Origin of the sequence: Citrobacter sp. L55, from assembly GCF_002850715.1 — a bacterium.
GTDB classification, from domain to species: domain Bacteria; phylum Pseudomonadota; class Gammaproteobacteria; order Enterobacterales; family Enterobacteriaceae; genus Citrobacter; species Citrobacter braakii.
Window position 1 is genome coordinate 39,490 of the sequence record NZ_KZ559408.1, and the last position, 24,866, is coordinate 64,355.

The window sequence follows — 24,866 nt, forward strand, 5'->3', positions numbered from 1 at the left end:
GTGGCATAAACAAGGCTTTTCGTTAATTATTCAATGGTTATAGTGAGCTTAAGGGTACCGCTATGTATGACAATCTGAAAAGTCTGGGCATTACTAATCCTGAAGAGATCGATCGTTACAGCCTGCGGCAAGAAGCCAACAACGATATCCTGAAAATCTATTTCCAGAAGGATAAAGGCGAGTTTTTTGCCAAGAGCGTGAAGTTCAAATATCCCCGTCAGCGTAAAACGGTTGTCGCCGATGGCGTCGGCCAGGGTTACAAAGAAGTGCAGGAGATCAGTCCCAACCTGCGCTACGTGATCGACGAACTGGATCAGATCTGCCAGCGAGATCGCAGCGAAGTCGATCTTAAACGCAAGATCCTCGATGATTTACGTCATCTGGAAAGCGTCGTGACCAACAAGATCAGCGAGATTGAAGCCGATCTGGAAAAGCTAACGCGCAAATAAGTAGATTGTTGCCTGATAGCGCTACGCTTATCAGGCAATTAATCAATGCTGCTCATCCAGCTGCAACGCCACATACAGCAGCAGTCGATCGTCAAAATTCCCCAGATCCAGCCCGGTCAGCTCTGAAATACGGTTCAGGCGATACTCCAGCGTATTGCGGTGAATAAACAATGCTTTTGAGGTCGCCAGCGGCTGAACGTTATGTCGAAACCATGCCGATAATGTTCGACGCAGCAAACCGTTGTTATCCATCGCTTTCAGCCTTACCAGCGGGCGCGCCAGCTCATTGGCCTGCCAGCCGCCGCGCAGGCTGTCCAGCAGCACCGGCAGCATCAAGTCCTGATAGAAATAGCTCCGGCTTTCCGGCATCCGCTGCTTGCCGACCATCATGGTGGTGCGCGCCGTACGATACGAACGGGCAATGCTGCCGGGCCCGGTAAAATAGTTGCCCAGCGACACGCGAAAACGCAGTTGTCCATTCTCTTTCATGCGGGCAATCAGTTGCTCAACGCGCTTGCGATGATCTTCAGCGTCCCAGCGGCCAAACTGATTGAGCGCTGGTTTCAGCACCACCATCTCGGTCAGAGAAACAATCGCAATCAGATTATTACGTTCGGGTGTAGTCAACGCGTTCTGCAATTGCTGTAGCTCCGCCATCGCACTATCAACGCCAAGCTGACCGCTGTCGACCTCCACTACCGCCACCACGCGCGGCTGGTTCAAATCAATGCCCAATCGCTGTGCCCATTCCATCAGCGCCGGGGTATTCTCTTCAGCCTGAATCAGGTTCATCACCAGCTCTTCACGCAGACGGCTATCCTGCGCTAACAGATGCATCAGACGCGACTGTTCCAGCATCATTTCGGCGGTCATGCACACCAGTTCGCCATACTTGCGCAGATGTTCCGGCTCGCCAGTAAGACCGATAACGCCAACGATTTCGCCTTCCAGACGCAGCGGCAGGTTTATCCCCTGACGCACGCCGTGTAAATGCCGGGCTACCGCATCGTCAATATCGACCACCCGACCTTGTGAAAGCACCAGCAGCGCGCCTTCGTGCAATTCACCAATTCGTTCGCGATCGCCGCTGCCAATGATCCGCCCGCGGGCATCCATTACGTTGATATTGGTATCAATGATGCGCATGGTTCGCGCTACGATATCCTGCGCCATTTTGGTATCAAGATGCCAGCCAGCCATAAACCCCTCCTGTGAGCAGAGCTCAAGCATAGGGAAGATAATAAGCGGCGGCATTGTGCAACTGCACAAAGCGAGAGGGAGAAGTATGGAGTTGTGGGAAGTATCACAAAAAGAAACCCCTTCCTGTGCAGGAAGGGGTTTAGTGAGATTACTGCATCAACAGATAGATGGAGCTGTCACCACGCTGAATGTTCAGCGCCAGTACAGCCGGTTTGCTGTCGAGGATTTTGCGCAGTTCGGCGATATTTTTCACCGGCTGCTGGTTCGCACCGATAATCACATCCCCTTTCTTCAGGCCAATCCGTGCAGCCGGAGAATTCGCTTTCACCTCGCTGACCACGACCCCTTTGTCCTGGCCTTTGTTGCTCATATCAGCCCCTTCAATGCCTTTGAAGATAGAGCTGGAATCAACCTGAGTCTGGCTGCTCTGCTGCAGTTCCAGATTCACAGTGACCGGCTTACCGTCACGCAACAGGCCAAGGTTAATTTTGCTGCCTACCGGCATCGTACCCACCTGCGCACGCAGGGCGGCGAAGCTGCTGATCGGTTTACCGTTCAGGGAGGTAATCACATCCCCGGCTTTAATACCTGCTTTCGCTGCGGAAGAGTTCGGCATCACCTGGCTGACAAATGCGCCACGCTGAGCATCAACTTTCATCGCTTTCGCCAGCTCAGAGCTCAGCTCGGTACCCATAATACCCAGCTCACCGCGTTTAACCTGACCAAACTCAACCATCTGCGACGTCAGGTTTTTCACCATGTTGCTCGGGATTGCAAAGCCGATACCGATGTTGCCGCCGTCCGGCGCAAGGATCGCGGTGTTAATACCGATCAGCTCACCGTTCAGGTTGACCAGTGCGCCACCGGAGTTACCCCGGTTGATCGCGGCATCCGTCTGAATAAAGTTTTCGTAGTTTTCCGCGTTCAGGCCGCTACGGCCCAGCGCAGAAACAATACCGGAGGTCACGGTCTCACCGAGGCCAAACGGGTTACCAATTGCTACGGTGTAATCACCCACACGCAGCGCGTCGGAATCTGCCAGCTTAATCGCCGTCAGGTTTTTCGGATCCTGAATTTGGATCAGCGCGATATCGGAGCGCGGATCTTTACCCACAATCTTCGCATCAAATTTACGGCCATCGCTCAACTGAACCTTAATCACCGTGGCGTTATCCACCACGTGGTTGTTGGTCACGACATACCCTTTCGCGGCATCAATAATTACACCGGAACCCAGGGCCATAAATTTCTGCTGCTGGCCGCCGCCGTTGTCAGCGCCCGGCGCGCCGCCCTGGCAGAACGGTGAACTCTGGAACGGTGAACCGTCCTGGCAGAATGGTGAATTATCACCGAAGAACTGCTGGAAATTACGCGGCATACGCGGCGTATTTACCGTCGTGCTCCCCTCGACGTTAATACTTACCACCGATGGCATCACTTTTTCGAGCATCGGGGCCAGGCTTGGCATCTGTTGGGCGGTCATTGCTGAAGACGACGTCTCAGCCGCTGTGGCAGACAGGGGGGACAACGCCAAACCTAAACTCAGAGCCAGTGCACTCATTGCTAATGTGGTTTTTTTCATGTGTTTCGTTCTCGATTAACAGGTAACGCAAAATTGCTGTATACGTCAGAGTCGTTTTATAGCGCTAAGTTCCAGAATTGAGTTTAAGGAAAAAGTAAAATTTTATTGGCCGTCTTTACAAATGAGTATTTATTGTTCTACGGCCATCAAGCGACGATATTCATCCCAGGCATACAGATCGGTCATCCCGCTGATATAATCCTGAATCAGCCGGCAGCGATAATAATATTCCATTACCGAAAACTCAGCGCAACCCGTTGATATTTTACTAACCGCCTCGACATAAGCAAGACGATGGCGAGTAGACAACTTCTGAAATAATCGTGATTCGATAGGAAAACGTTTAACTCTTTCATTGTCGACCAGCTCAGTAAAATCTGACTGGGACATTTTTAATAAAGGCTGATAGATCTCCAGCAACCCGCTGATCACCCGATACCCCTGCAATTCCAACTGCTCAACGTCCGGATGACTAAATACGTGTTTTACCGCCACATTTTTATAGACCCCCAGCAACTGACTAAAGCTACTGGCATCTTCTAACAGCGCGTGATTAAAGCTGCCGTCAAAAACCTGCGGTAAATTATCAATAAACCGCTGGGCTGCATACGGCACCAGTTTATTCAGCGTATTGACGCGTAAATACATAAAGAACTGATCTTCCGTGCTCCGGCTTAATGTATTTGAACGTGATTTCTCCCAGGCATTCTCAACAACCAGGCTAAACAGGGAACCTTTTTCGTGATGCCCCCACGCCTCATGCAGATGGTGATAAAGTTGCTCGACGCTAAAGATTCTTTTCTCAACGGCATCTTCCAGGTCGGCCACGCAATAAGAGATATCATCGGCAGCTTCCATTATCCAGGTTAATGGAAAGCGACTGTAGGGCGCTAATGATAATTCTTTACGTAACCGTTCAATATACGGTTCTTCAGAAAGGTAATAGCCCGGTTTCTTCATTAAATAGTCATGCGTCGTAGGCGTACTTCCGCGCCACCACGCCGGACGGGTATATTTTAAAATACCGCCAACTTGGGCCCAGGTAAGATTCATACGCATCAAAGTATGCACCAGACGAATCCCCTGGGCATTACCTTCAAAATGGCACAGGTCCTGACGCACCTTACGGCGAATATCATTCAGCGACTCTTCGCCTTCGCGCAAACGTAACGCCGCCACCAGGCAGCGGTCATCGCTGAGGGGCTGACTTTCCGCGTCGGCGGGATACAGCCGCTGGCGGAACCAGTCATTAATCGCCGCTTCACCAAAATGACCAAACGGCGGATTGCCGATGTCATGCATCAGGCACGACATTTCGACAATACTCTCAAACGGTCCCGTCAGTTCATCCAGACCATACTGCTCCAGCAGTTTTAGTTCTTTCAGTCGGCTGAGGATCTCTTTAGCGATATAGCGCCCAACTTGCTGAACTTCCATCGAGTGCGTCAGGCGCGTGCGCACCGCCGCGTTACGCTCCAGCGGAAAGACCTGGGTTTTTTGTTGCAGTCGGCGAATAGCCGGTGAATTGATAATACGTCCACGATCGCTTTCGAAAATACGCAGGATCTCATGCTCCGTCTTCACGCCCTGCGGCGAACGGTAACGACGATGCCAGTTTATTTTTTTTCGGAAATCGATCTGTACCATATCCTCTCCCGCCTGAGAAATGCGCTACCCCTTAAGCGCATGATAGACTATGCCCTCAAATCTGGCTTATCGCGAGTAAATCTATGAAAATCGGCATCATTGGTGCAATGGAAGAAGAAGTTACGCTGCTGCGTGACAAAATCGAAAACCGTCAGACCCTCTCTCTCGGCGGTTGTGAAATTTACACCGGCCAACTGAACGGTACAGAGGTTGCGCTACTGAAATCAGGTATCGGTAAAGTGGCGGCGGCGCTGGGCGCTACGCTGCTGCTTGAACGCTGCAAGCCGGATGCCATCATTAACACCGGTTCCGCGGGCGGCCTGGCCTCTACGCTGAAAGTCGGCGATATTGTGGTTTCTGACGAAGCGCGCTATCACGATGCCGACGTTACCGCCTTTGGCTATGAATTTGGTCAGTTACCGGGCTGCCCGGCTGGTTTTAAAGCCGATCCTGCGCTGATTGCTGCAGCAGAATCCTGCATTGCGCAACTCAATCTGAACGCCGTTCGCGGACTTATCGTCAGCGGCGATGCCTTCATTAATGGCTCCGTGGGTCTGGCTAAAATTAAGCATAACTTCCCGCAGGCCATTGCCGTTGAGATGGAAGCGACCGCGATTGCGCATGTTTGCCATAACTTCAATGTGCCGTTTGTCGTGGTTCGCGCCATCTCTGACGTCGCCGATCAGCAGTCCCATCTCAGCTTTGACGAGTTCCTGGTTGTTGCCGCGAAACAGTCAAGCCTGATGGTTGAAACGCTGGTACAGAAACTGGCGCATGGCTAAATTACTCTCCAGGGCGCTGGTCGCCCTGCTATTCACTCTTCCGGCGTTCCTGTACGCCGCACCGCGTGTTGTGACGCTTTCTCCAGCCAATACCGAACTCGCCTTTGCCGCCGGCATTACACCCGTAGGCGTCAGTAGCTACTCAAACTACCCGCCAGCGGCCAAAAATATCGAGGAGGTTTCCACCTGGCAAGGTATGAACCTTGAACGCATTGTGGCGCTTAAACCGGATTTAGTCGTCGCCTGGCGCGGGGGAAATGCTGAGCGGCAGGTGAATCAGCTGACCGCCCTAGGAATTAAGGTCATCTGGGTGGACGCCGTTACCATCGAGCAGGTCGCCGATGCGCTCCGCCAGCTGGCAGCGTGGAGCCCAAAGCCTGAGCAGGCTAAACAGGCGGCGCAAACCATGCTTGATGACTATGCTTTACTAAAATCTCGGTATGCCAACAAACCGAAAAAACGCGTGTTTCTCCAGTTTGGCGCAAATCCTCTGTTTACCAGTGGAAAAGGGTCCATTCAGCACGAAGTTCTTGAGGTATGCGGTGGAGAAAACATCTTTGCCGGCAGTCGGGTCCCCTGGCCGCAGGTTAGCCGTGAGCAGGTCCTGGCACGAGCGCCCCAGGCTATTGTTGCAACCGGAGGGCCAGGCGAAACTCTGAAAATTGAACAATACTGGGGAAACCAGCTAAAAATACCCATTATTACACTTAATAGTGACTGGTTCGAACGCGCGAGCCCGCGTATTATCCTCGCCGCAAAACAACTCTGTAATGCGCTTTCACAGATAAATTAGCGCCTGCCCCCACCAGGTCTGTTGTGAGGATTTAAAAATGCTCGTCTATTGGCTGGATATTGTCGGCACCGCGGTATTTGCTATCTCTGGCGTCTTACTGGCCGGAAAATTGCGAATGGACCCGTTTGGCGTCCTGGTACTCGGGGTGGTTACCGCCGTTGGCGGCGGTACGATCCGCGATATGGCGCTGGATCATGGACCGGTATTTTGGGTTAAGGATCCCACCGATCTGGTGGTGGCAATGATCACCAGCATGCTGACAATCCTGCTGGTACGTCAGCCACGACGTTTACCGAAGTGGATCCTTCCGGTGCTGGATGCCGTTGGCCTGGCGGTGTTCGTGGGGATTGGCGTCAATAAAGCATTTCTCGCAGGGACGGGTCCCCTGGTGGCGATCTGTATGGGGGTGATTACCGGCGTCGGCGGCGGGATCATTCGCGACGTGTTAGCTCGTGAAGTCCCGATGATTCTGCGCACCGAAATCTACGCCACGGCATGTATTATCGGCGGGATCGTGCATGCGACGGCGTTTTATACCTTTAATGTATCGCTAGAAAACGCCAGTATGATGGGGATGATCGTCACCCTGCTGATTAGGCTTGCCGCCATTCGCTGGCATTTGAAATTGCCGACGTTTGCACTGGATGATAACGGGCGTTGATGTGATGATGCAAAACATGTAGGCCGGATAAGGCGTTTACGCCGCCAACCGGCACATTGCCCGGTGGCGCTACGCTTACCGGGCCTACACCATCAGACCATCGGTATTACAGACAGCAATCAGATGCTGAAAGAAGAACCACACCCGCAGGTGCTTTTCGCATTGGGGTTAGTCACAACGAAGCGGGAACCTTCCAGACCTTCGGTATAGTCAACCGCGCCGCCCACCAGATATTGCAGGCTCATCGGATCAACCACCAGACCCACACCTTGTTTCTCAATGGTCATATCACCATCGTTCACCTGATCATCAAAGGTGAAACCGTACTGGAAACCGCTGCAACCACCGCCGGTGATATACACGCGTAATTTCAGATTCGGGTTATCTTCGTCAGCGATCAGGCTTTTTACTTTATTGGCTGCTGCTTCAGTAAATTGCAGTGGCAGCGCTACGTCATCACTCATATTTTGCTCCAAACGACATTGGCAATTGGGCAAATTATAACCCAATGGTTAAGGCCATTATCTAATACCCTGGTATTTCGTTCAAGTATTCTCGCCAGCGGCGGTACTCTGGCTTTTTGCTGCCTGCTCCGCTTCCTGTTTTGCCAGCGTGCGGGCAAGGATAGTCGAGTATAGCGGCTTTCCACCCATAAATTGGGCTAATAGTGTTGCGCCAAGACAGGTAATAATCATTGGCAAAATGAGCTGATAGTTATCGGTCATCTCCAGCACCAGTACAATACCGGTTAGCGGTGCACGTACCGAAGCCGCCAGCAAAGCCCCCATTCCGGCAATGGCAAAGGTTCCGGCCTCCAGATGATACTGTGGAAAAGAGGCCGCCGCGGCCATACCGAACGCGGTGCCAAGTAACGTACCCAGCGCCAGCATCGGGGCAAAAATCCCTCCGGGCGCGCCGGACGAGAAGCACAGCAGCGTGGTGATCACCCGGGTAATAAATATAAACAGCAGTAAACTGACGCTAAAATTACCCGCCGCGGCGATAGGAATCAGGTTAAACCCGCCGCCTGCCGCTTCCGGTTTAATTAATCCCAGGATCCCACACAGGCCACCAATCGCGCCGCCCATCAGCACCCATTTTTTAATTTCACCGCCGTGGAAGCGCTGGAACATATCCTGGGTACGCAACACCATGGTGTTGAACAACGGCCCGACACAGCCAAAAATAAGCCCCAGCACAAGATACAGCCACAGCGTATTTACCGGCGCATTAGACAGCTTCCCGACTTCAATAATCGGTGCTTCACCGTTGAACACACGAAACACGATGCTCGACATAATAACGCCGGTAAACACGGCTTTGATCGAGACGAGGTTATAGCGAAACTGCGGGCGCATCTCTTCAATAATGAACAGGATCCCCGCCAGAGGCGCATTAAACGCCGCCGACAAACCCGCAGCCGCACCGGTGGCCAGCAGGGTATGTCGCGCTTCAGCGCTGCGCATGCGGAAAATATCCAGCACCATGCGCCCAATGTTCCCGCCTATCTGTACGGTCGGCCCTTCTCGCCCGAGCACCATACCGGCTCCCAGCGTGCCCATGCCGCCAATAAATTTCACCGGCAGAACGCGCCACCAGCGCACAGGTCGTAGCTCTTCCAGCGCGCCTTCAATCTCAGGGATCCCCGAGCCTCCCGCTTCCGGCGCAAATTTACGAACCAGAAAATAGCCGACCATCGCCAGCAATGCAGAGAGAATAAACGCCAGCGGCCACAGCAGAATGGCATGGTCCGCAACCTGGGCCAGGGCGCCAATGCGCTGATTTTGCACCCAGGTCACCGCTTTCTCAAATGCCACGCCAACAAGCCCCGTCACGGTACCGACAACGGCGGCCATCAACAGGATCGCCAACGGCGTTTTGTCGCGTTCCAGGAGTCGACGGATTTGATCCCTGCGGCGTAAACGCACAATTTGTTGTGCTTCAAAAGAGGGAGAGTCAGTCTTCATCAGATGATCATTAATTGGTAATACAAATACGGAATCGGCATTCTACTCGCACATTTCACGAAAATCCCCTGCAAATCGCATTGTTTCAATTGCGTAAAACTTTCATAACCTTCTCTGAATAACTAGAATAGCGGGCATTTACTTTTTCTACGAACCAGGACCCCATCCATGAGTAAGTCTGAAAATCTCTACAGCGCAGCACGCGAACTTATCCCTGGCGGCGTTAACTCCCCCGTTCGCGCCTTTACTGGCGTGGGTGGTACTCCGCTGTTTATCGAAAAAGCGGACGGCGCGTATCTGTACGATGTCGATGGTAAAGCCTATGTCGATTACGTCGGTTCCTGGGGACCGATGGTACTGGGCCATAACCACCCGGCAATTCGCAATGCGGTGATTGAAGCCGCAGAGCGCGGTTTAAGCTTCGGCGCGCCGACCGAGATGGAAGTGAAAATGGCGGAGCTGGTCACTGAACTTGTGCCGACCATGGATATGGTGCGTATGGTGAACTCCGGTACGGAAGCGACGATGAGCGCCATCCGTCTGGCGCGCGGTTTCACCGGTCGCGATAAGATCATCAAATTTGAAGGTTGCTATCACGGTCATGCCGACTGCCTGCTGGTTAAAGCTGGTTCCGGCGCGTTAACGCTGGGTCAGCCAAACTCCCCGGGCGTTCCAGCCGATTTCGCGAAACACACCCTGACCTGCACCTACAACGATCTCTCTTCAGTTCGTGCGGCATTTGAACAGTATCCGCAGGAGATCGCCTGCATTATCGTTGAGCCGGTCGCAGGCAACATGAACTGCATCCCGCCGCTGCCAGAATTCCTGCCGGGCCTGCGTGCCCTGTGTGATGAGTTTGGCGCACTGTTGATCATCGATGAAGTCATGACCGGTTTCCGCGTGGCGCTGGCCGGTGCGCAGGATTATTACGGCGTCGTTCCGGATCTGACCTGCCTTGGCAAAATCATCGGTGGCGGGATGCCCGTTGGCGCATTCGGCGGTCGCCGTGATGTGATGGACGCGCTGGCGCCGACCGGTCCGGTGTATCAGGCGGGTACGCTTTCAGGTAACCCGATTGCGATGGCGGCAGGTTTTGCTTGTCTGAACGAAGTGGCCCAGCCGGGTATTCATGAAACGCTAAATGAACTGACGACGCGTCTGGCGGAAGGTCTGCTGGAAGCCGCCGCAGAAACGAATATTCCGCTGGTGGTTAACCATGTGGGCGGGATGTTCGGGATTTTCTTCACCGATGCAGAAACCGTGACCTGCTATCAGGATGTGATGGCATGCGACGTTGAACGCTTCAAGCGTTTCTTCCACATGATGCTGGATGAAGGGATTTACCTGGCGCCGTCCGCCTTCGAAGCGGGCTTTATGTCCGTCGCGCACAGTGAAGACGATATCAATAACACCATCGACGCCGCGCGCCGGGTGTTTGCGAAATTGTAAAAGATAACGCCCAGAAATAACGTAGGCCGGGTAAGGCGAAGCCGCCACCCGGCTTTTTTATTGCCGGATGGCGACGCAGCCTAAATGGAAGAGATTAACCTCAGCGACTCTGCTTACGTAGCAGATAGATAAAGTACGGCGCGCCAATAAACGTCGACAGTAATCCTGCCGGGATCTGATACGGAAACAGCACCATCCTGCCGCACCAGTCAGCAAAGACCAGCAGTACACCTCCCGCCAGCGCCGAAATCAGCATATGCGGCATCGCGCGACGAAAACCCATCATTCGGGCAATATGCGGAGCCATCAGCCCGACAAAACTCAACGGTCCAATGGTCATGGTTGCTGTCGCCGTTAGCCCCGCAGCCAACAGCAGTAACCCCACGCGTGACGGCGTGATCGCCATACCCACCGCACGCGCCGTATCGCCGCCGAGCGGTAAAATCGTCAGCCAACGACGGCACAGCGGCGTCAGCGCCAGCAGGATAACCATCACAATCCCGGTGCGCAGTACCTGTTCGCCCGTCGCGTTATAAGTTGAGCCGGAGATCCAGGTCAGCACGCCCGCCATACGCGGATCGCCGCTGGCCTGCAGCATCATCAACAACATAGTAAACGCCGTACTGAGCGCCATCCCTGCCAGCAGCATACGGTGCGGCGAAAAACCACCGCGCCCGGCGGCAATCATAATGATAAGCAAGGTGACCGCAGCCCCGAGGCTCCCTGCGGGCAGCAGCCAGCCAAAGGCATTTCCGGGGACCAGAAACAGCATTAACACCACGCCAAATGCCGCGCCGGAGCTAATGCCCAGAACTTCCGGGCTAGCCATTGGGTTTCCGGTCAGACGCTGAATAATACAGCCCGCTACCGCCAGCATCACCCCGGCAATCAACGCCGCCAGAATACGTGGCCAGCGCCAGGGCATCAGTTCATCCAGCATCGCGCCGCTGGCCCATGTCCAGCCGTGCGCATCGCGGCCAAACGACAGCGCCACCACCAGAGTCAGCAGCAAAACCACCCCGCCCGCCAGCGCAAACATCAGTACATTCTGACGCTCCGCGGCGATACGGTTGCTGGCATTCATATCCGGTGCGCTCATACTTCTTAGGCGCGGCAGCAGCCACAGCAGCAATGGCGCGCCAATCAGCGCCGTCACCGAACCGGTGGAGACCTCCATCCATACGCGGGTCAGCCACAGAATGATTTGGTCAGAGAGCCAGAGGATCAACGCACCAATCAGCGGGGCCAGCATCAGACGCGCCAACAGACGCCGCGCGCCGAGCATTTTCGCCAGCAGCGGTGCAAAGAGGCCAATAAAGCCGATAATCCCAACCGCGTTAACCAGCAAGGCGCTGATGACAATCGCCAGCGATAAGGCCGCCAGGCGCGCCAGCGACAACGCCAGACCGAGGTTACGCGCCACGCCGTCATCCAGTCCCATCAGCGTCATTGGACGCAACAGCAGCAGAGTCAGCATCACGCCGCCCAGCAGTTGCGGCCACAGTCGCTGTACGCCGCTCCAGTCGGTTTGGGTTAGCGTGCCACTACTCCATAAAAACATGCTTTGCAGTTGATCGTGATGGAAGATAACCATCAACTGGTTAATCGCCCCGCAGTACAGGCTGACCACCAGTCCGGCAAGGATTAACGTCACCGGAGAAAGACGTTTGCCCCAGGCGACGCCAAACACCAGCGCCCCAACGACACAAGCACCTGCCAGCGCAGCAAATTGCGTGGTGAGCGCTCCGGGAATAGCCCACAGCGTCGTGACGGTAATGCCCAACTGCGCACCGGTCGCAACGCCTAGCGTGGTTGGCTCCGCCAGTGGGTTACGCAGCACCTGCTGAAACAATACGCCGACCAGTCCCAGCCCGGCACCGACCAACAGCGAAATCGCCAGCCTCGGCAGCAGGCTGTAGTGGAAAACCATCTGTTTAATGGCATCGATATCCGGTGACCAGATAGCCTGTTGCCACTGGTTGCGCGGTAGCGCAACGGAGAAGTTAACCCATGTGAGCCAACAGGCGGCAACAAACAGAACCGTCAGCAGGAGAATGGGGAACAGCGCGATACGTTTACTCACGCTTTGCCTCCCAGCGCATTATCCAGAATGCGGGCAAAATGCATGGCCGATAGCGTTGCGCCATAGAACCAGACGGCCGGCACACGCTGAAAACGTCCGCTGCGAACAAAGGGCATCGCCTGCCACAACGGCGTAGACATCAGTGTAGCCATCTCTTTATCGTTGCCGTGATCAAAGCACAATACATCGACATCCTGAAAAGCAGCCAGACGGTCAATACTCACGGCAGTGCTGCCCCAAAAGTTTGTCTCTCCCTGCCAGGCGTTGGGGATCCCATATTCATCCAGCACGTCCTGAAACAGGCTGTTTGGGCCAAACACCAGCATATGCCGCGAATCAAGCAGAGAGGTGAGAAGCACAGGGCGCGCACCGCGTTGAATGAAGCGCGGCTTCAGGCTGGCAATAAAACGATCATACTCAGTCAGATGGCGTTCAGCAGAGTCCTGCAGATTGAACAATTGCGCCATTTCCTGCAGCGATTGTCGCGCAACGACCAGAGGTTTTTTACCGTCGCTGAAGTTAAATCCCCGACCAGGTGCAATACGCGCCAGCTTTTCCGGGGAAGGACCATAGCCTGCCGACCAGAGCAGAAACGAGGGTTTCATTTCGGTCAGCAGTTCGAGATTGGGTTCCGTGCGTAGCCCGACATCAATCACCGAGTCCGGTAGAGGTGGCTCACTGACCCACAGCTTGTAGTTAGGGATATCCGCAATGCCATACGGCGTAATACCCAGCGCCAGCAACAGCTCTACCGGCAGCCATTCCAGCGCCACAATACGCTGCGGATCAATCGCCGCGGCGGACGCCGTATTCATCCGCCACAGCAGCGGCGAGAGCGCCATCGCCGTAAGCAGACGCCGACGGGTAATATGATGTAATTCAATCATTAATAGACAAAACTCACGGGTGCGGCACCGGCCGGATGCGGCAAAATGCCCATCGGGATACCGTAAATCTGTTCCAGAGTTTCACTGCGCATCAGTTCAGCAGACGTTCCTTGCGCAATCATTTCACCACCGCGCAGCGCAACTAAGTAATCGCAGTAGCGGGCCGCCATGTTGATATCATGCAGCACCGCAATCACCGTTAGCCCACGCTGCTGGCTTAAGCGATGCACCAGCGCCAGCACGTCAACCTGATGAGCGATATCCAGCGCGGAAGTCGGCTCATCAAGCAGCAGACAGCGGCTGTCCTGCGCCACCAGCATGGCAATCCACGCACGTTGGCGTTCTCCGCCGGACAGGCTATCCACCAGGCGGTGCGCCAGCGGTTTTAAGCCGACCAACGAAATAGCTTCTTCTACTTTCTCTCTGTCGGCAACGCCAAAACGTCCCAGCGCCCCGTGCCACGGATAGCGGCCAATCGCCACCAGTTCACGCACCGTCATCCCTTCGGCCTGCGGCAACTGCTGCGGCAGATAGGCGACCTTGCGGGCAAACGCTTTACTGCTCCAGTTCTCCAGCGGCTGTTCGTCGAGCAGGATTTCACCTTCCGACGGCGGCTGATGACGTCCCAGCATTTTCAATAACGTCGATTTTCCGGACCCGTTGTGGCCGATAAGGCCGGTTACTTTCCCCACCGGAAAAGTTAATGAGAGAGGATGCAACAGCGTGCGGCCAGGCACACGAAAGGAGACATTACGCAACGCGAAAGTGGTGTCGGGATGGGATCTGTTTTCCTGCATAGCAGCCAACTTGTAAAACGGGCACGCAAAGCGTGCCCAAAAAGAAATTAGAAACGGAAGGTTGCGGTTGCAACGACCTGACGTTCTGCGCCCCAGAAGCAGCCATAGGTATTGAAGCAGCTGGCGACGTACTCACGGTCAAACAGGTTGTTCACATGCAGCGCCACGTTGGAACCCGCCATGCCGACGCGCGCCAGATCGTAACGTACTAACGCATCCACCAGCGTATAGCTTCCCACTTTGAAGGAGTTTGCCGGATCGCCATAGCTGGAGCCAGTATAACGAACCCCCGTACCCAACGTCAGCCCGGAAAGCGCGCCGTCATAAAGGGTGTAATCTCCCCACAGTGATGCCATATGTTTTGGCACCTGAGCAGGCGTGTTGCCTTTGTAGTTGGTGTCGGTGGTGTACTCCGCATCGGTATAGGTATAAGAACCGACCACGTTAACGCTGGCTGACAGCGCCGCTTTCGCTTCAATTTCCACACCACGTGAGCGAATTTCACCGCCTTCAACTGACCAGAATGATCCGTTCGGGTCGGCCATCAGGTTGTTGGTTTTGGTCAACTGGTAAACAGCACCGGTGATCACGATCGGACGATCGCTCGGCACATACTTCACGCCCGCTTCGTACTGCTTACCTTTAGATGGAGTAAAGATATTACCGCTTTCCCCGACCTGAGAACTAGGTTCAAACGATTCGCTGTAGCTGAAATACGGAGTCACACCGTTGTCGAACAGGTAGTTAACACCGCCACGCCAGGTGAACTGTCTGTCATCACGGGAATCCAGCACGCCAGAAACACGGTTCAGTGAGTCCTGCTTAGCCCAGTCGTAACGACCGCCCAGAGTGACCAGCACCTTATCCCACTGCATCTGATCCTGAGCGTACAGGCCCGTTTGTTCCTGTTTATTCAGAACTCGGTAGGCAGCGCCCGGTCCAGTATGTGCCCCAAAATCAAAGTCGCTGCGATCAAGGTTATAAATATCTGAAGGCGCTACCGAACCAGCCCAACCAAACCAGGAGTTGATATCGTTACGCATCCGCATATAGTCAACGCCGGTCAGCAATGTGTGATCCACGGAACCGGTAGCGAATTTGCTCTGCAACTGGGTATCAACAGCGAAGTTCTGCAATTTCTCATTATCGTCAACATACTGACGAGTCAGCGTGTGAGCCCACTCGGACTGAGGAACGCTGGCGCAAGGACTGTTAGCCGGATCCTTTGTATAGAGCGGATCAGAGCACATACCGTAGCCATACACGCTGTTCTGCGAAACCTTGTTTTGCGCGTAACGCAGGTTCTGACGCACGGTAAAGGTGTCGTTAAATTCGTGGTCGAAGCTGTAGCCCACCATCTTCTCGTTACGAGAGTAGGTATTGTTGTTCGCACCTTCGTTGAAATCGGTAGGCAGACGCTTGCCGTTCGGCAGCTCAGTCACCGTCCCCTCTTTCGGCAACCAGCCGTAATAGCCAGTTTCCGGCTCGTTCTGGAAGTAGGAGAGGAAGGTAAAGTTCGTTTTATCATCCGGACGCCATGTGAACGATGGCGCGATGGCGTAGCGTTGTTCTTCCGCGCCCTGCTGCTGCGCATTCGCGGAACGCGCCAGGCCGGTCAGGCGGTATGAGTACACACCATCGTCATCCAGCGCATCGCTGAAGTCAAAACCGGTCTGGAACAGGCTGTCAGTGCCCATCTTGAACTGAATTTCTTTTAACGGCTCTGTGGTCGGGCGTTTGCTGACCATGTTCAACAAGCCACCAGGGTTACTCTTTCCGTAAAGAACGGAAACCGGACCGCGCATCACTTCAGCGCGTTCCAGCATATACGGGTCGATTACCGCATCGTTGTAGAAGTTACCCTGCATCTTCAGGCCATTCAGATAGTTATTCTGACTTTGGCCGTCGGCGGCAAATCCGCGAATAATCAGGTAGTCATAGGTGTTAGACGCGCCGCGGGTGCCTACGGCTACGCCTGGCGTGTAGCTGAGCGCCTCTTTAACTGATTTCGGCTGATGCAACGCCATCTCTTCGGCGGTGACCACTGAAATAGACTGAGGAACTTTTTGAATCGGGGTGTCAGTTTTGGTCGCCGTAGCAGACTGTCGTGCGGCGATGGTTGCCGCTGGCCCCCATGCGCTTTCTTGTGCGGCAGGAGCAGCAGTTACGGTGATGGTTTCTTCTTTCGGGTCAACCGCCGCCTGTGCATAGACAGACATGCCGCTAACCGCTGTGGCTACCACTACTGCGATTTTACGCAGCGATGAACTTGGCTGAGCAGTTTTAAGACGCGCCATTGGTATTTCTCTGATGAAAGTGAATGATAACGTAAACGAGAATTATTATTATAACGGCAGCATAATATTCGAAACTCTGGCGAGATAGCAAGCAATACGCGTCCCTACTAAAACTGAGGGGTTAAGAAATAACCAGATGAAAAGAAAGGGTTAATAAATTAGGCTGGAATGTTATTCGGCCCTGAGAATGGACCAAAGAAGAAAAACCCGCCGAAGCGGGTTTTGAGCAATATCAGTTACTGCCGAACATATCCTTTATCCAGCCAGCGACACCGTCGCTATCTTTCTTTTCCTGCTGCGCCGGTTGTTGCTGCTGCTGTTGAGGCTGCTGCTGCGGCGTTGACTGATCGAACGGATTCCCAGTCGGCTGTTGCATCATTTCACCCTGCTGACACAGTGAATCAGGATCGGTAGTCCATACCGGAAGCGTACGCATCCCCCCGCTACAAACGAAGTTACCGTCGTAGTCCACGCCCATATCCACCACATCTTCCGGCGGCGTCAGCACCAGCGGTGTTGGCGTCTGGTTGGCAAGATAACGCTGATAAATCGACATCGCACCGCTGGCACCGTACAGCTTGGTTGGCTGGTTGTTATCACGGCCCACCCAGGTGATGGTTACCTGGCTGCCGTCGATCCCGGCAAACCAGGTATCCACGTTGTTGTTAGTGGTCCCGGTTTTCCCTGCCAGATGAAGCCCAGGATATTTCGCGCCAAGCTGGCGACCCGTACCACGCTGAACCACCTGTTGCATGGTCCACAGCGTCATATACGCCGCCTGCGCCGGAACGGCACGCTCGGCCTGCGGGAAGCTCTGATACAGCACCGTCCCATCTTCGGCAATCACCGAACGCAGCGCCGACAGCGGCGCGCGGTTCCCGCCGCTGGCGATAGTCTGGAACGCCTGCGCCACTTCGATCGGCGTCAGGTTCAACGCCCCCAACAGCATGGCTGGAACCGGATTAAGCTGATCTTTCGGCGCGCCCAGCTTCAGCCAGGTATCGGTGACGGCAGGCAGGCCCAGCGCCATCCCCAGATTTACCGTTGGCACGTTCATTGAGCGCGTTAACGCATCCACCAGCATCACTTTTCCGCTTTCGCTATAGCGACGGTCATCGTTCTGCGGCGACCACACCTGGCCGTTAGGCTGACGCAGCGCAATCGGGGCATCGGCAATCCAGGTATTCAGACGATACAGCTTCGGCTGGCTGAGCGCGGTCAGATAGGTCGCTGGTTTAGCCAAAGAACCAATCGAACGACGCGCCTGCATCGCACGGTTATAACCAGCGAACTGCGGTTCTGCCCCCCCGACCATGGCACGCACTTCGCCGCTGAAGCGGTCGACCACCACAATCGCGGTCTCCAGATCGCTCAGCTTACGTTGTTTCTTCAGCACCGGAATACCTTCCACCGCCGCTTTTTCTGCAGCATCCTGCGCCACGGAATCAAAGGTGGTGAAAATCTTCACGCCGGAGAGGTCTTTAACTTTATCGCCCAGCTTCGCCTGTAGCTCCTGGCGCACCATCTGCATAAAGGCGGGCTGCGGTGAGATCACCCCACCACGCGGCTGTACGCCTAACGGACGCGCGCTCAGCATGTCATACAGATCCTGGTCGATAATCTGCTGCTGTTGTAGCAAACGCAGCACCAGGTTACGACGCTCCAGTGCCAGCTTCGGGTTACGCCACGGGTTATAGATTGACGCCCCTTTAACCATCCCTACCAGCAGCGCCTGCTGGTCGAGGCTCAGCTCTTCCACCGGACGGCCAAAGTAGTAAAGGCTCGCCAGCGGGAAGCCGCGGATCTCATTGTCACCGCTTTGACCGAGATAGACTTCGTTCATGTACAGCTCAAGAATGCGGTCTTTGCTGTAACGCGCATCCATGATCAGCGCCATATAGGCTTCGTTGGCTTTACGCCAATAGGAACGTTCGCTGGACAGGAACAGGTTTTTCACCAGTTGCTGGGTCAGCGTACTGGCCCCTTGTACCGTGCGCCCCGCCGTCAGGTTCGCCAGCACCGCGCGGCCAATGGAATAGAGGCTGATACCATCATGCTCATAGAAGTGACGATCTTCGGTCGCCAGCAGCGTGTCCACCAGCAGATCCGGGAATCCACTGCGCGGGACAAACAGGCGCTGCTCACCGTTAGGCGAAGAGAGCATGGTAATCAGTCGCGGATCGAGACGGAAGAAACCGAACTGGCGGTTGTTATCCATATTCTCGATGGTATCCAGATGGTCGCCATCAAAGGTCAGACGCGCGCGCACCTGACCTTCTTTACTGTCCGGAAAATCAAACGGACGACGGATCATCTCGATGCTTTTCGCCTGCACGGTGAATTCGCCAGGGCGCGTCATTTTCGTCACCTGACGATACTGCGTAGCCTCCAGCAGTTTCACCATCTCGTTCTTGCCGATCGGCATTTCTGGCTCAAGGTTAACCATACGGCCATATACTGCCGCAGGAAGCTGCCAGACTTTACCATCTATACGGCTGCGAATTTTTTGGTCCAGATAAACGCCGTAAATGGCGATCAGCACCAAAAAAACAATCGACAGTTTTACCAGCAGCCAGAACCAGCCGCGTTTACCACGAGGCTTACGCCCTTTGCCTTTACCCTTACGCGGCATCGGTTCTTCATCCTCATAGTCATCATCATCATAATCGTCGTCATACTCTTCATCTCTGAGTTGACGACGGCTCACCTTTTGTTTCACCGGACGCGAGGGTTTCCCTTTACGTCCAATTGGCTCGCGGTCATTCCCCGCCATGCTTTTTCTCCGCAACATTCAGGCGCAAGGGCCCGATTCTCTGTTCTTCCGTCAGTTAACAGAAGAAGAAATCTCTCAATTTACTGCCGTGTTTATACCGGATGACGGCTTCGCTTTATCCGGCCTACAGTTTCATTACGAATACTTCTTTGTTCGCCGCGTTGGCGCGGTATTCGCCGGATCGTCCGGCCAGACATGTTTGGGATAGCGCCCTTTCATCTCTTTTTGCACCTCACGGTACGATCCCTGCCAGAACGCGCTCAAATCACTCGTTACCTGCAGCGGTCGTTGGGCCGGAGACAGCAGTTCCAGCACCAGCGGCACGCGCCCCTCGGCGATGGTTGGGGTCTTCGCTTCACCAAACATTTCCTGCATCCGAACCGCCAATACCGGAGGGTTATCCTCATGATAGCGAATGGCAATCCGGCTTCCCGTCGGCACAGTGTAATGCGCTGGCAGTTCACTATCCAGACGTTGCAGCATTGACCAATCCAGCAAACCGCGCAACGCCTGACCCACATTTAGCGCTTTTAACGCGCGTAACGAGTGCACACCGCTCATGTGCGGCAGCAGCCAGCTCTCCAGCGTCGCCAGCAGAGAATCCTCATCTACCGCGGGCCAGTTATACTCTGACAACCAGTTTGCCGCACATTGCAGACGCAGGCGAAACTGCTCGGCTTCCGGCGTCCAGTTGAGCACACTTAGCCCTTTATCGCGAATGCCGTTCAACATCGCCAGGTGCAACTCCTCTTCCGAGGGTTTGGCCAGCGCCTGTACTTTTACCGTTAGCTGGCCAATGCGCGACCGACGCAATGCTTTTAACGTTCCCTGAGTTTCATCCCATTCGATGGTGTCAGATTGTTGTAGCAGTTCAGGGCATGCCTGTATCAGCACCTCAATATCCAGCGGCAGAGCCAGCAGAATACGCGCATCCGGCGAAGCGCTGCCCTGCAGTAACAGCGGCGCAATCAGCCATTCATGGCGTCCGGAGGCGTCATCGGCATCCAGCATTGCCCCCATGCCATTCGCCAGTTGATAGCGCCCTTCCTGCCCGCGCCGACGCGCGATCCGATCGGCAAACGCCTGCGCCAGTAATGAGGGGAGCAGCGCGCTGTCCGGCTGTCCGCTGCGAACGTTAAGCCGTTTCAGCAATTGTTGGCTGCGCTGCTGCCAGGCGGGCTGATTTCGTGAAAACGCTACAGCCAGATCGGTACTGCCACCGCGCGGCGGCTCTTCCAGAATCGCAGCCAGTTTTGCCGCCGTTGCCACTTCATTGTCATTGTTGGCGCTAACCAGCATAGCCGCTAAACGGGGGTCGTTACCCAACGTCGCCATTTTCTGCCCCCTGGCGCTGAGCCTGTCACCCTCAAGCGCCCCCAGCATCTGCAGCAGCCGCTTTGCCGCCTGCAGGTTGATGGCGGGCGGTGTATCCAGCCAGTTCAGTTGCTCAGGGTCGGTGCATCCCCATTGCAGCAACTCCATCAGCAGTCCGGACAGGTCGCTCTGTAAAATCTCCGGTTCTCCCTGCGCCGCCGCTCTTTCCGCCTGCTCTTTGGCAAGCAAATGTAGGCAGATACCAGGTTCCAGACGGCCCGCGCGTCCCGCTCGCTGGGTCATCGAGGCCTGGCTTATGCGTTGGGTAATCAGTCGCGTCAAACCGGTACGCGCGTCATAGCGCGCCACGCGCTCCTGGGCGCTGTCCACCACCAGCCGGATGCCTTCAATAGTTAAGCTGGTTTCGGCAATATTGGTCGCCAGCACCACTTTGCGCTTGCCTTGCGGCGCGGGCAAAATCGCCTGACGCTGCTCGGCAAGCGTCAGCGCGCCGTACAGTGGGCACAACAACACATCGCTGCCCACACGTGTTGCCAGTTGCTCCTGCACGCGCTGGATTTCCCCTACACCCGGTAAAAACAGCAGCAGCGACCCGCTTTCATGGCGCAGGAGTTCTGCCGTCGCTACCGCTACCGCTTCAGCAAAACGCAGATGCGCCGCCAACGGCTGATATCGTCGATCAACGGGAAAAGCGCGGCCTTCAGAAACGATCGTCGGCGCATCGGGCAACATCTGCTGCAAACGTCCGTTGTCCAAAGTGGCGGACATGATCAACAGTTTCAGATCGTCACGCAGCCCTTGCTGCACATCCAGCAACAGCGCCAGCGCCAGGTCGGCCTGCAAACTCCGCTCGTGAAATTCGTCGAGGATGACCAGCCCAACGCCCGTCAATTCGGGGTCGCGCTGGATCATGCGTGTCAGAACCCCCTCCGTCACCACCTCAAGGCGGGTCAGCGGCCCTACGCAGCTTTGCGCACGCATGCGATACCCCACGGTCTCGCCAGGCTTTTCATTCAGCAATTCCGCCAACCGCTGCGCCACATTGCGTGCTGCCAGACGCCGCGGCTCCAGCAAAATAATCCGTCCCTTGATACCGCGATGTTCAAGGAGTCGCAACGGCAGCCAGGTTGATTTCCCGGCACCGGTCGGCGCCGTCAGCAGAACCTGCGACGAGGCATCAAGGGCGGTAAGTAGTTCAGGCACTACGGCGGCAACGGGCAACGACGTCACAAATGACTCCAGAGGGTTAACATTCTTCGCGCTGCATTGTAGCATCGCGTTAATTCATAACCGAGTATCCATCATGTCTGAGCCAAAAAGGCTGTTCTTTGCGATTGAATTGCCTGGCGAGGTTCGGGAGCAGTTAATCCACTGGCGGGCCGCGCAGTTCCCCCCTGAAGCGGGTCGTCCCGTCGCCGCCGATAATCTGCATCTGACGCTCGCCTTTTTGGGCGACGTCAGCGCTGAGAAGCAGCATGCGTTAACGCAGCTTGCAGGGCGTATTCGCCAGCCGGGTTTTACGCTCAAACTCGACGATGCCGGGCAATGGCTGCGCTCGCGAGTCGTGTGGTTGGGAATGCGTCAGCCGCCGCGCGGGCTGCTGCAGTTGGCGAACATGTTGCGGGCACAAGCCGCACGCAGTGGGTGCCACCAGAGCCCGCAGCCGTTTCACCCGCATATCACGCTGCTGCGTGACGCCGGTCACGCGGTATCTATCCCTCCGCCAGGGTTTGGCTGGTCGTTTCCGGTAACGGAGTTTGGGCTTTATTCCTCCTCATTCATGCGAGGACGCACGCGTTACACGCAGTTGCAACGCTGGACGCTGACTGAATAATCAAAGGAACTGTTCATGCAATTTTCTCCACCTTTACAACCTGCAACGCTCATTCAGCGCTATAAGCGTTTTTTAGCGGATGTGATCACACCGGATGGCACAACGTTAACGCTACACTGCCCCAATACGGGAGCCATGACCGGCTGCGCAACGCCGGGAGATACTGTCTGGTATTCGACATCAGAAAATACCAAACGAAAATATCCACATACCTGGGAATTAACGCAAACCCAATCCGGTGCACTTATTTGTGTTAACACGCTGTGGGCCAATAGATTAACGAAAGAGGCTATTCAGCGTTCGTTAATTTCGGAAGTTTCAGACTACAGCACCTTGAAAAGTGAAGTAAAATACGGCGCCGAAGGGAGCCGCATCGACTTTTTGTTACAGGCGGATTCCCGACCTGACTGCTATATTGAAGTGAAATCAGTCACGTTGGCGGAAAAAGATCAGGGTTATTTTCCCGATGCCATCACTGAACGAGGTCAGAAACATCTTCGGGAATTGATGAGCGTAGCGGCCGAAGGCAAGCGCGCGGTGATATTTTTCGCGGTGTTGCATTCAGCCATTACACAGTTTTCACCCGCGCGCCATATCGATGCAAAATATGCGCAATTATTAGTTGAAGCACAGCTTAAGGGGGTAGAAATTCTGGTTTATAAAGCGGAACTTTCTGCCCATGGTATGACTCTTAAAGAGCCGTTGCCCATTACCTTGTAATGGTGTAAATATTCGGTTAATTAGTATTCTGGGCGCGTGGGCAAATACGCTTTTCCTCACAGGGTTGTCAAGTGTTACGTTTAGATAATTGCTATCCGGAAAAGCATCTGCTATTTATAGCGACCTGATTTTTCCCCCGAACATGGGGATCGATAGTGCGTGTTAAGGAGAAGCAACATGCAAGAAGGGCAAAACCGTAAAACATCGTCCCTGAGTATTCTCGCCATCGCTGGGGTGGAGCCGTACCAGGAGAAACCGGGCGAAGAGTATATGAACGAAGCCCAGCTGTCGCACTTCAGGCGTATTCTTGAGGCATGGCGTAATCAACTTAGGGATGAAGTTGATCGCACCGTATCTCATATGCAAGACGAAGCGGCTAACTTCCCTGATCCGGTGGACCGCGCCGCACAGGAAGAAGAATTCAGCCTTGAGCTGCGTAACCGTGATCGTGAGCGCAAACTGATCAAAAAGATCGAGAAGACGCTGAAGAAAGTAGAAGACGAAGATTTCGGCTACTGCGAATCATGCGGCGTAGAAATTGGTATTCGCCGTCTGGAAGCGCGTCCGACAGCCGATCTGTGCATCGACTGTAAAACGCTGGCAGAAATCCGCGAAAAACAAATGGCAGGTTAATTCCGGTCATTTTTACCACGTTTACTACAGGCGGGAGCTTCTCCCGCCTTATTATTTGTTAGCCCGCAAAATGAGCGATTCACATTATATTGGCCGCTTCGCCCCTTCCCCCTCTGGCGAACTCCATTTTGGTTCACTGATTGCCGCCCTCGGGAGTTACCTGCAGGCCCGTGCTCGTCGCGGAATCTGGCGGGTACGCATTGAAGATATTGACCCCCCTCGTGAAGTTCCCGGTGCTGCAGACACGATTCTGCGTCAGTTGGAACATTACGGGCTGCACTGGGATGGCGATATTTTATGGCAATCCCAGCGTCATGACGCCTACCGCGAGGCGCTGGCCTGGCTGCATCAGCAGGATCTGAGCTATTACTGCACCTGTACACGCGCGCGTATTCAAAGCGTCGGCGGTATTTACGACGGTCATTGCCGTGAACTACGCCACGGGCCTGAACAGGCGGCGGTCCGCATTAAGCAACGCCATCCGGTGATGCAGTTTACGGACCAACTGCGCGGTGTGATTCAGGCTGATCCGCGGCTTGCAAAGGAAGATTTTATTATTCACCGTCGCGACGGGCTGTTTGCCTATAACCTCGCGGTGGTGGTAGACGACCACTTCCAGGGCGTGACGGAAATTGTGCGCGGTGCCGATCTTATCGAACCGACGGTACGGCAAATTTCGTTGTATCAACAGTTCGGCTGGCAAGCGCCGGACTATATTCATCTGCCGCTGGCGCTCAACGAACAAGGCGCTAAACTTTCAAAACAAAATCATGCACCTGCACTGCCGCAAGGCGATCCACGCCCGGTGATTGTTGCTGCGCTGCGCTTTCTCGGCCAGCACTCCGATATCCCGTGGCAGGAGATGCGCGTGGATCAGATTCTCACGTTTGCCATTGAAAACTGGAGTCTGACAGCGGTGCCAGAATCGGCGATCGTAAATCCGCCATTCTCAAATGCATCATGCTGAGCTATGATTA

The 24,866-nt window shown here is 54.8% G+C and carries 20 protein-coding genes and 1 pseudogene; 9 read left to right on the plus strand and 12 right to left on the minus strand.

Annotation, left to right across the window (positions count from 1 at the left end):
• Positions 1-62: 62 nt before the first annotated feature.
• Positions 63-449, plus strand: coding sequence for a DUF3461 family protein (locus B9P82_RS18775; RefSeq protein ID WP_003018562.1), 387 nt, complete (start codon positions 63-65; stop codon positions 447-449).
• A gap of 42 nt (positions 450-491) precedes the next feature.
• Here the strand turns inward: B9P82_RS18775 and cdaR are convergent, their stop codons facing one another.
• The 3 genes from cdaR to dgt all read right to left on the minus strand — a co-directional run bounded on the left by cdaR (position 492) and on the right by dgt (position 4,878).
• Entirely contained in the window at positions 492-1,649 is a 1,158-nt protein-coding gene (gene cdaR / locus B9P82_RS18780; RefSeq protein WP_016151755.1) for a DNA-binding transcriptional regulator CdaR, read from the minus strand.
• Between the two features lie 148 nt (positions 1,650-1,797).
• Positions 1,798-3,231 (minus strand): serine endoprotease DegP, encoded by a 1,434-nt coding sequence (gene degP / locus B9P82_RS18785; protein ID WP_016151754.1) that lies wholly within the window; start codon positions 3,229-3,231, stop codon positions 1,798-1,800.
• Between the two features lie 129 nt (positions 3,232-3,360).
• Positions 3,361-4,878, minus strand: a complete 1,518-nt coding sequence (gene dgt, locus B9P82_RS18795; RefSeq protein WP_065554765.1) for a dGTPase — start codon at positions 4,876-4,878, stop codon at positions 3,361-3,363.
• 83 nt (positions 4,879-4,961) lie between these two features.
• On the opposite strand from dgt, the gene mtnN reads away from it, so the two are divergent.
• Genes mtnN through B9P82_RS18810 form a run of 3 tightly spaced genes read left to right on the plus strand, consistent with a single transcriptional unit; the run spans position 4,962 to position 7,114 of the window.
• Positions 4,962-5,660, plus strand: a complete 699-nt coding sequence (gene mtnN / locus B9P82_RS18800; RefSeq protein WP_016151752.1) for a 5'-methylthioadenosine/S-adenosylhomocysteine nucleosidase — start codon at positions 4,962-4,964, stop codon at positions 5,658-5,660.
• A complete protein-coding gene (btuF, locus tag B9P82_RS18805) occupies positions 5,653-6,453 on the plus strand; it encodes a vitamin B12 ABC transporter substrate-binding protein BtuF (protein WP_016155723.1) in 801 nt (266 codons plus the stop codon). The genes mtnN and btuF overlap by 8 nt, the downstream gene beginning before the upstream one ends.
• A gap of 37 nt (positions 6,454-6,490) precedes the next feature.
• Positions 6,491-7,114 carry a TRIC cation channel family protein gene (locus B9P82_RS18810; RefSeq protein WP_006686772.1) on the plus strand — a complete coding sequence of 208 codons (624 nt, stop codon included), beginning with the start codon at positions 6,491-6,493 and terminating at the stop codon, positions 7,112-7,114.
• A gap of 119 nt (positions 7,115-7,233) precedes the next feature.
• Here B9P82_RS18810 and erpA read toward each other — a convergent pair whose 3' ends face one another.
• The 3 genes and pseudogenes from erpA to clcA all read right to left on the minus strand — a co-directional run bounded on the left by erpA (position 7,234) and on the right by clcA (position 9,081).
• Positions 7,234-7,578 carry an iron-sulfur cluster insertion protein ErpA gene (gene erpA, locus B9P82_RS18815; protein WP_003018581.1) on the minus strand — a complete coding sequence of 115 codons (345 nt, stop codon included), beginning with the start codon at positions 7,576-7,578 and terminating at the stop codon, positions 7,234-7,236.
• Positions 7,571-7,636, minus strand: a pseudogene (gene yadW, locus B9P82_RS28685) (small protein YadW). The gene erpA and the pseudogene yadW overlap by 8 nt, the downstream one beginning before the upstream one ends.
• Before the next feature lie 23 nt (positions 7,637-7,659).
• On the minus strand, positions 7,660-9,081 hold the full coding sequence (gene clcA, locus B9P82_RS18820; protein ID WP_101700735.1) for a H(+)/Cl(-) exchange transporter ClcA: 1,422 nt from the start codon (positions 9,079-9,081) through the stop codon (positions 7,660-7,662).
• 168 nt (positions 9,082-9,249) lie between these two features.
• Here clcA and hemL point away from each other — a divergent pair, with 168 nt between their 5' ends.
• On the plus strand, positions 9,250-10,530 hold the full coding sequence (gene hemL, locus B9P82_RS18825; RefSeq protein WP_016151749.1) for a glutamate-1-semialdehyde 2,1-aminomutase: 1,281 nt from the start codon (positions 9,250-9,252) through the stop codon (positions 10,528-10,530).
• A 100-nt stretch (positions 10,531-10,630) separates the two neighbouring features.
• Here the strand turns inward: hemL and fhuB are convergent, their stop codons facing one another.
• The 6 genes from fhuB to hrpB form a co-directional block, all read right to left on the minus strand.
• Positions 10,631-12,613: a Fe(3+)-hydroxamate ABC transporter permease FhuB gene (fhuB, locus tag B9P82_RS18830; protein WP_019078398.1), complete on the minus strand. Its 1,983-nt coding sequence runs from the start codon at positions 12,611-12,613 to the stop codon at positions 10,631-10,633.
• Positions 12,610-13,500: a Fe(3+)-hydroxamate ABC transporter substrate-binding protein FhuD gene (gene fhuD, locus B9P82_RS18835; RefSeq protein ID WP_101700736.1), complete on the minus strand. Its 891-nt coding sequence runs from the start codon at positions 13,498-13,500 to the stop codon at positions 12,610-12,612. The genes fhuB and fhuD overlap by 4 nt, the downstream gene beginning before the upstream one ends.
• Entirely contained in the window at positions 13,500-14,297 is a 798-nt protein-coding gene (fhuC, locus tag B9P82_RS18840; protein ID WP_101700737.1) for a Fe3+-hydroxamate ABC transporter ATP-binding protein FhuC, read from the minus strand. The genes fhuD and fhuC overlap by 1 nt, the downstream gene beginning before the upstream one ends.
• A 47-nt stretch (positions 14,298-14,344) precedes the next feature.
• A complete protein-coding gene (fhuA, locus tag B9P82_RS18845; protein ID WP_016151746.1) occupies positions 14,345-16,594 on the minus strand; it encodes a ferrichrome porin FhuA in 2,250 nt (749 codons plus the stop codon).
• 232 nt (positions 16,595-16,826) lie between these two features.
• Complete coding sequence (gene mrcB, locus B9P82_RS18850; RefSeq protein WP_016151745.1) at positions 16,827-19,367, minus strand: bifunctional glycosyl transferase/transpeptidase; 2,541 nt, start codon at positions 19,365-19,367, stop codon at positions 16,827-16,829.
• A 135-nt stretch (positions 19,368-19,502) separates the two neighbouring features.
• A complete protein-coding gene (gene hrpB / locus B9P82_RS18855; RefSeq protein ID WP_168188451.1) occupies positions 19,503-21,932 on the minus strand; it encodes an ATP-dependent helicase HrpB in 2,430 nt (809 codons plus the stop codon).
• A gap of 73 nt (positions 21,933-22,005) precedes the next feature.
• Between hrpB and thpR the strand changes: the two genes are divergently transcribed.
• The 4 genes from thpR (at position 22,006) to gluQRS (ending at position 24,856) form a co-directional block, all read left to right on the plus strand.
• Positions 22,006-22,536, plus strand: a complete 531-nt coding sequence (thpR, locus tag B9P82_RS18860) for an RNA 2',3'-cyclic phosphodiesterase (RefSeq protein ID WP_016155716.1) — start codon at positions 22,006-22,008, stop codon at positions 22,534-22,536.
• Positions 22,537-22,551: 15 nt separating this feature from the next.
• A complete protein-coding gene (gene sfsA / locus B9P82_RS18865) occupies positions 22,552-23,256 on the plus strand; it encodes a DNA/RNA nuclease SfsA (RefSeq protein ID WP_101700739.1) in 705 nt (234 codons plus the stop codon).
• A gap of 177 nt (positions 23,257-23,433) precedes the next feature.
• Complete coding sequence (gene dksA / locus B9P82_RS18870) at positions 23,434-23,889, plus strand: RNA polymerase-binding protein DksA (protein ID WP_003018625.1); 456 nt, start codon at positions 23,434-23,436, stop codon at positions 23,887-23,889.
• A 70-nt stretch (positions 23,890-23,959) separates the two neighbouring features.
• Positions 23,960-24,856, plus strand: coding sequence for a tRNA glutamyl-Q(34) synthetase GluQRS (gluQRS, locus tag B9P82_RS18875; protein WP_016155714.1), 897 nt, complete (start codon positions 23,960-23,962; stop codon positions 24,854-24,856).
• Positions 24,857-24,866: the final 10 nt, after the last annotated feature.

Coding starts and splice junctions, on each gene's coding strand:
- B9P82_RS18810 (WP_006686772.1), top strand. CDS start 6,491: ATGCTCGTCTATTGGCTGGATATTGTCGGCACCGCGGTATTTGCTATC.
- degP (WP_016151754.1), bottom strand. CDS start 3,231: ATGAAAAAAACCACATTAGCAATGAGTGCACTGGCTCTGAGTTTAGGT.
- sfsA (WP_101700739.1), top strand. CDS start 22,552: ATGCAATTTTCTCCACCTTTACAACCTGCAACGCTCATTCAGCGCTAT.
- B9P82_RS18775 (WP_003018562.1), top strand. CDS start 63: ATGTATGACAATCTGAAAAGTCTGGGCATTACTAATCCTGAAGAGATC.
- fhuC (WP_101700737.1), bottom strand. CDS start 14,297: ATGCAGGAAAACAGATCCCATCCCGACACCACTTTCGCGTTGCGTAAT.
- fhuD (WP_101700736.1), bottom strand. CDS start 13,500: ATGATTGAATTACATCATATTACCCGTCGGCGTCTGCTTACGGCGATG.
- dksA (WP_003018625.1), top strand. CDS start 23,434: ATGCAAGAAGGGCAAAACCGTAAAACATCGTCCCTGAGTATTCTCGCC.
- gluQRS (WP_016155714.1), top strand. CDS start 23,960: ATGAGCGATTCACATTATATTGGCCGCTTCGCCCCTTCCCCCTCTGGC.
- mrcB (WP_016151745.1), bottom strand. CDS start 19,367: ATGGCGGGGAATGACCGCGAGCCAATTGGACGTAAAGGGAAACCCTCG.
- clcA (WP_101700735.1), bottom strand. CDS start 9,081: ATGAAGACTGACTCTCCCTCTTTTGAAGCACAACAAATTGTGCGTTTA.
- erpA (WP_003018581.1), bottom strand. CDS start 7,578: ATGAGTGATGACGTAGCGCTGCCACTGCAATTTACTGAAGCAGCAGCC.
- mtnN (WP_016151752.1), top strand. CDS start 4,962: ATGAAAATCGGCATCATTGGTGCAATGGAAGAAGAAGTTACGCTGCTG.
- hemL (WP_016151749.1), top strand. CDS start 9,250: ATGAGTAAGTCTGAAAATCTCTACAGCGCAGCACGCGAACTTATCCCT.
- cdaR (WP_016151755.1), bottom strand. CDS start 1,649: ATGGCTGGCTGGCATCTTGATACCAAAATGGCGCAGGATATCGTAGCG.
- btuF (WP_016155723.1), top strand. CDS start 5,653: ATGGCTAAATTACTCTCCAGGGCGCTGGTCGCCCTGCTATTCACTCTT.
- fhuA (WP_016151746.1), bottom strand. CDS start 16,594: ATGGCGCGTCTTAAAACTGCTCAGCCAAGTTCATCGCTGCGTAAAATC.
- dgt (WP_065554765.1), bottom strand. CDS start 4,878: ATGGTACAGATCGATTTCCGAAAAAAAATAAACTGGCATCGTCGTTAC.
- thpR (WP_016155716.1), top strand. CDS start 22,006: ATGTCTGAGCCAAAAAGGCTGTTCTTTGCGATTGAATTGCCTGGCGAG.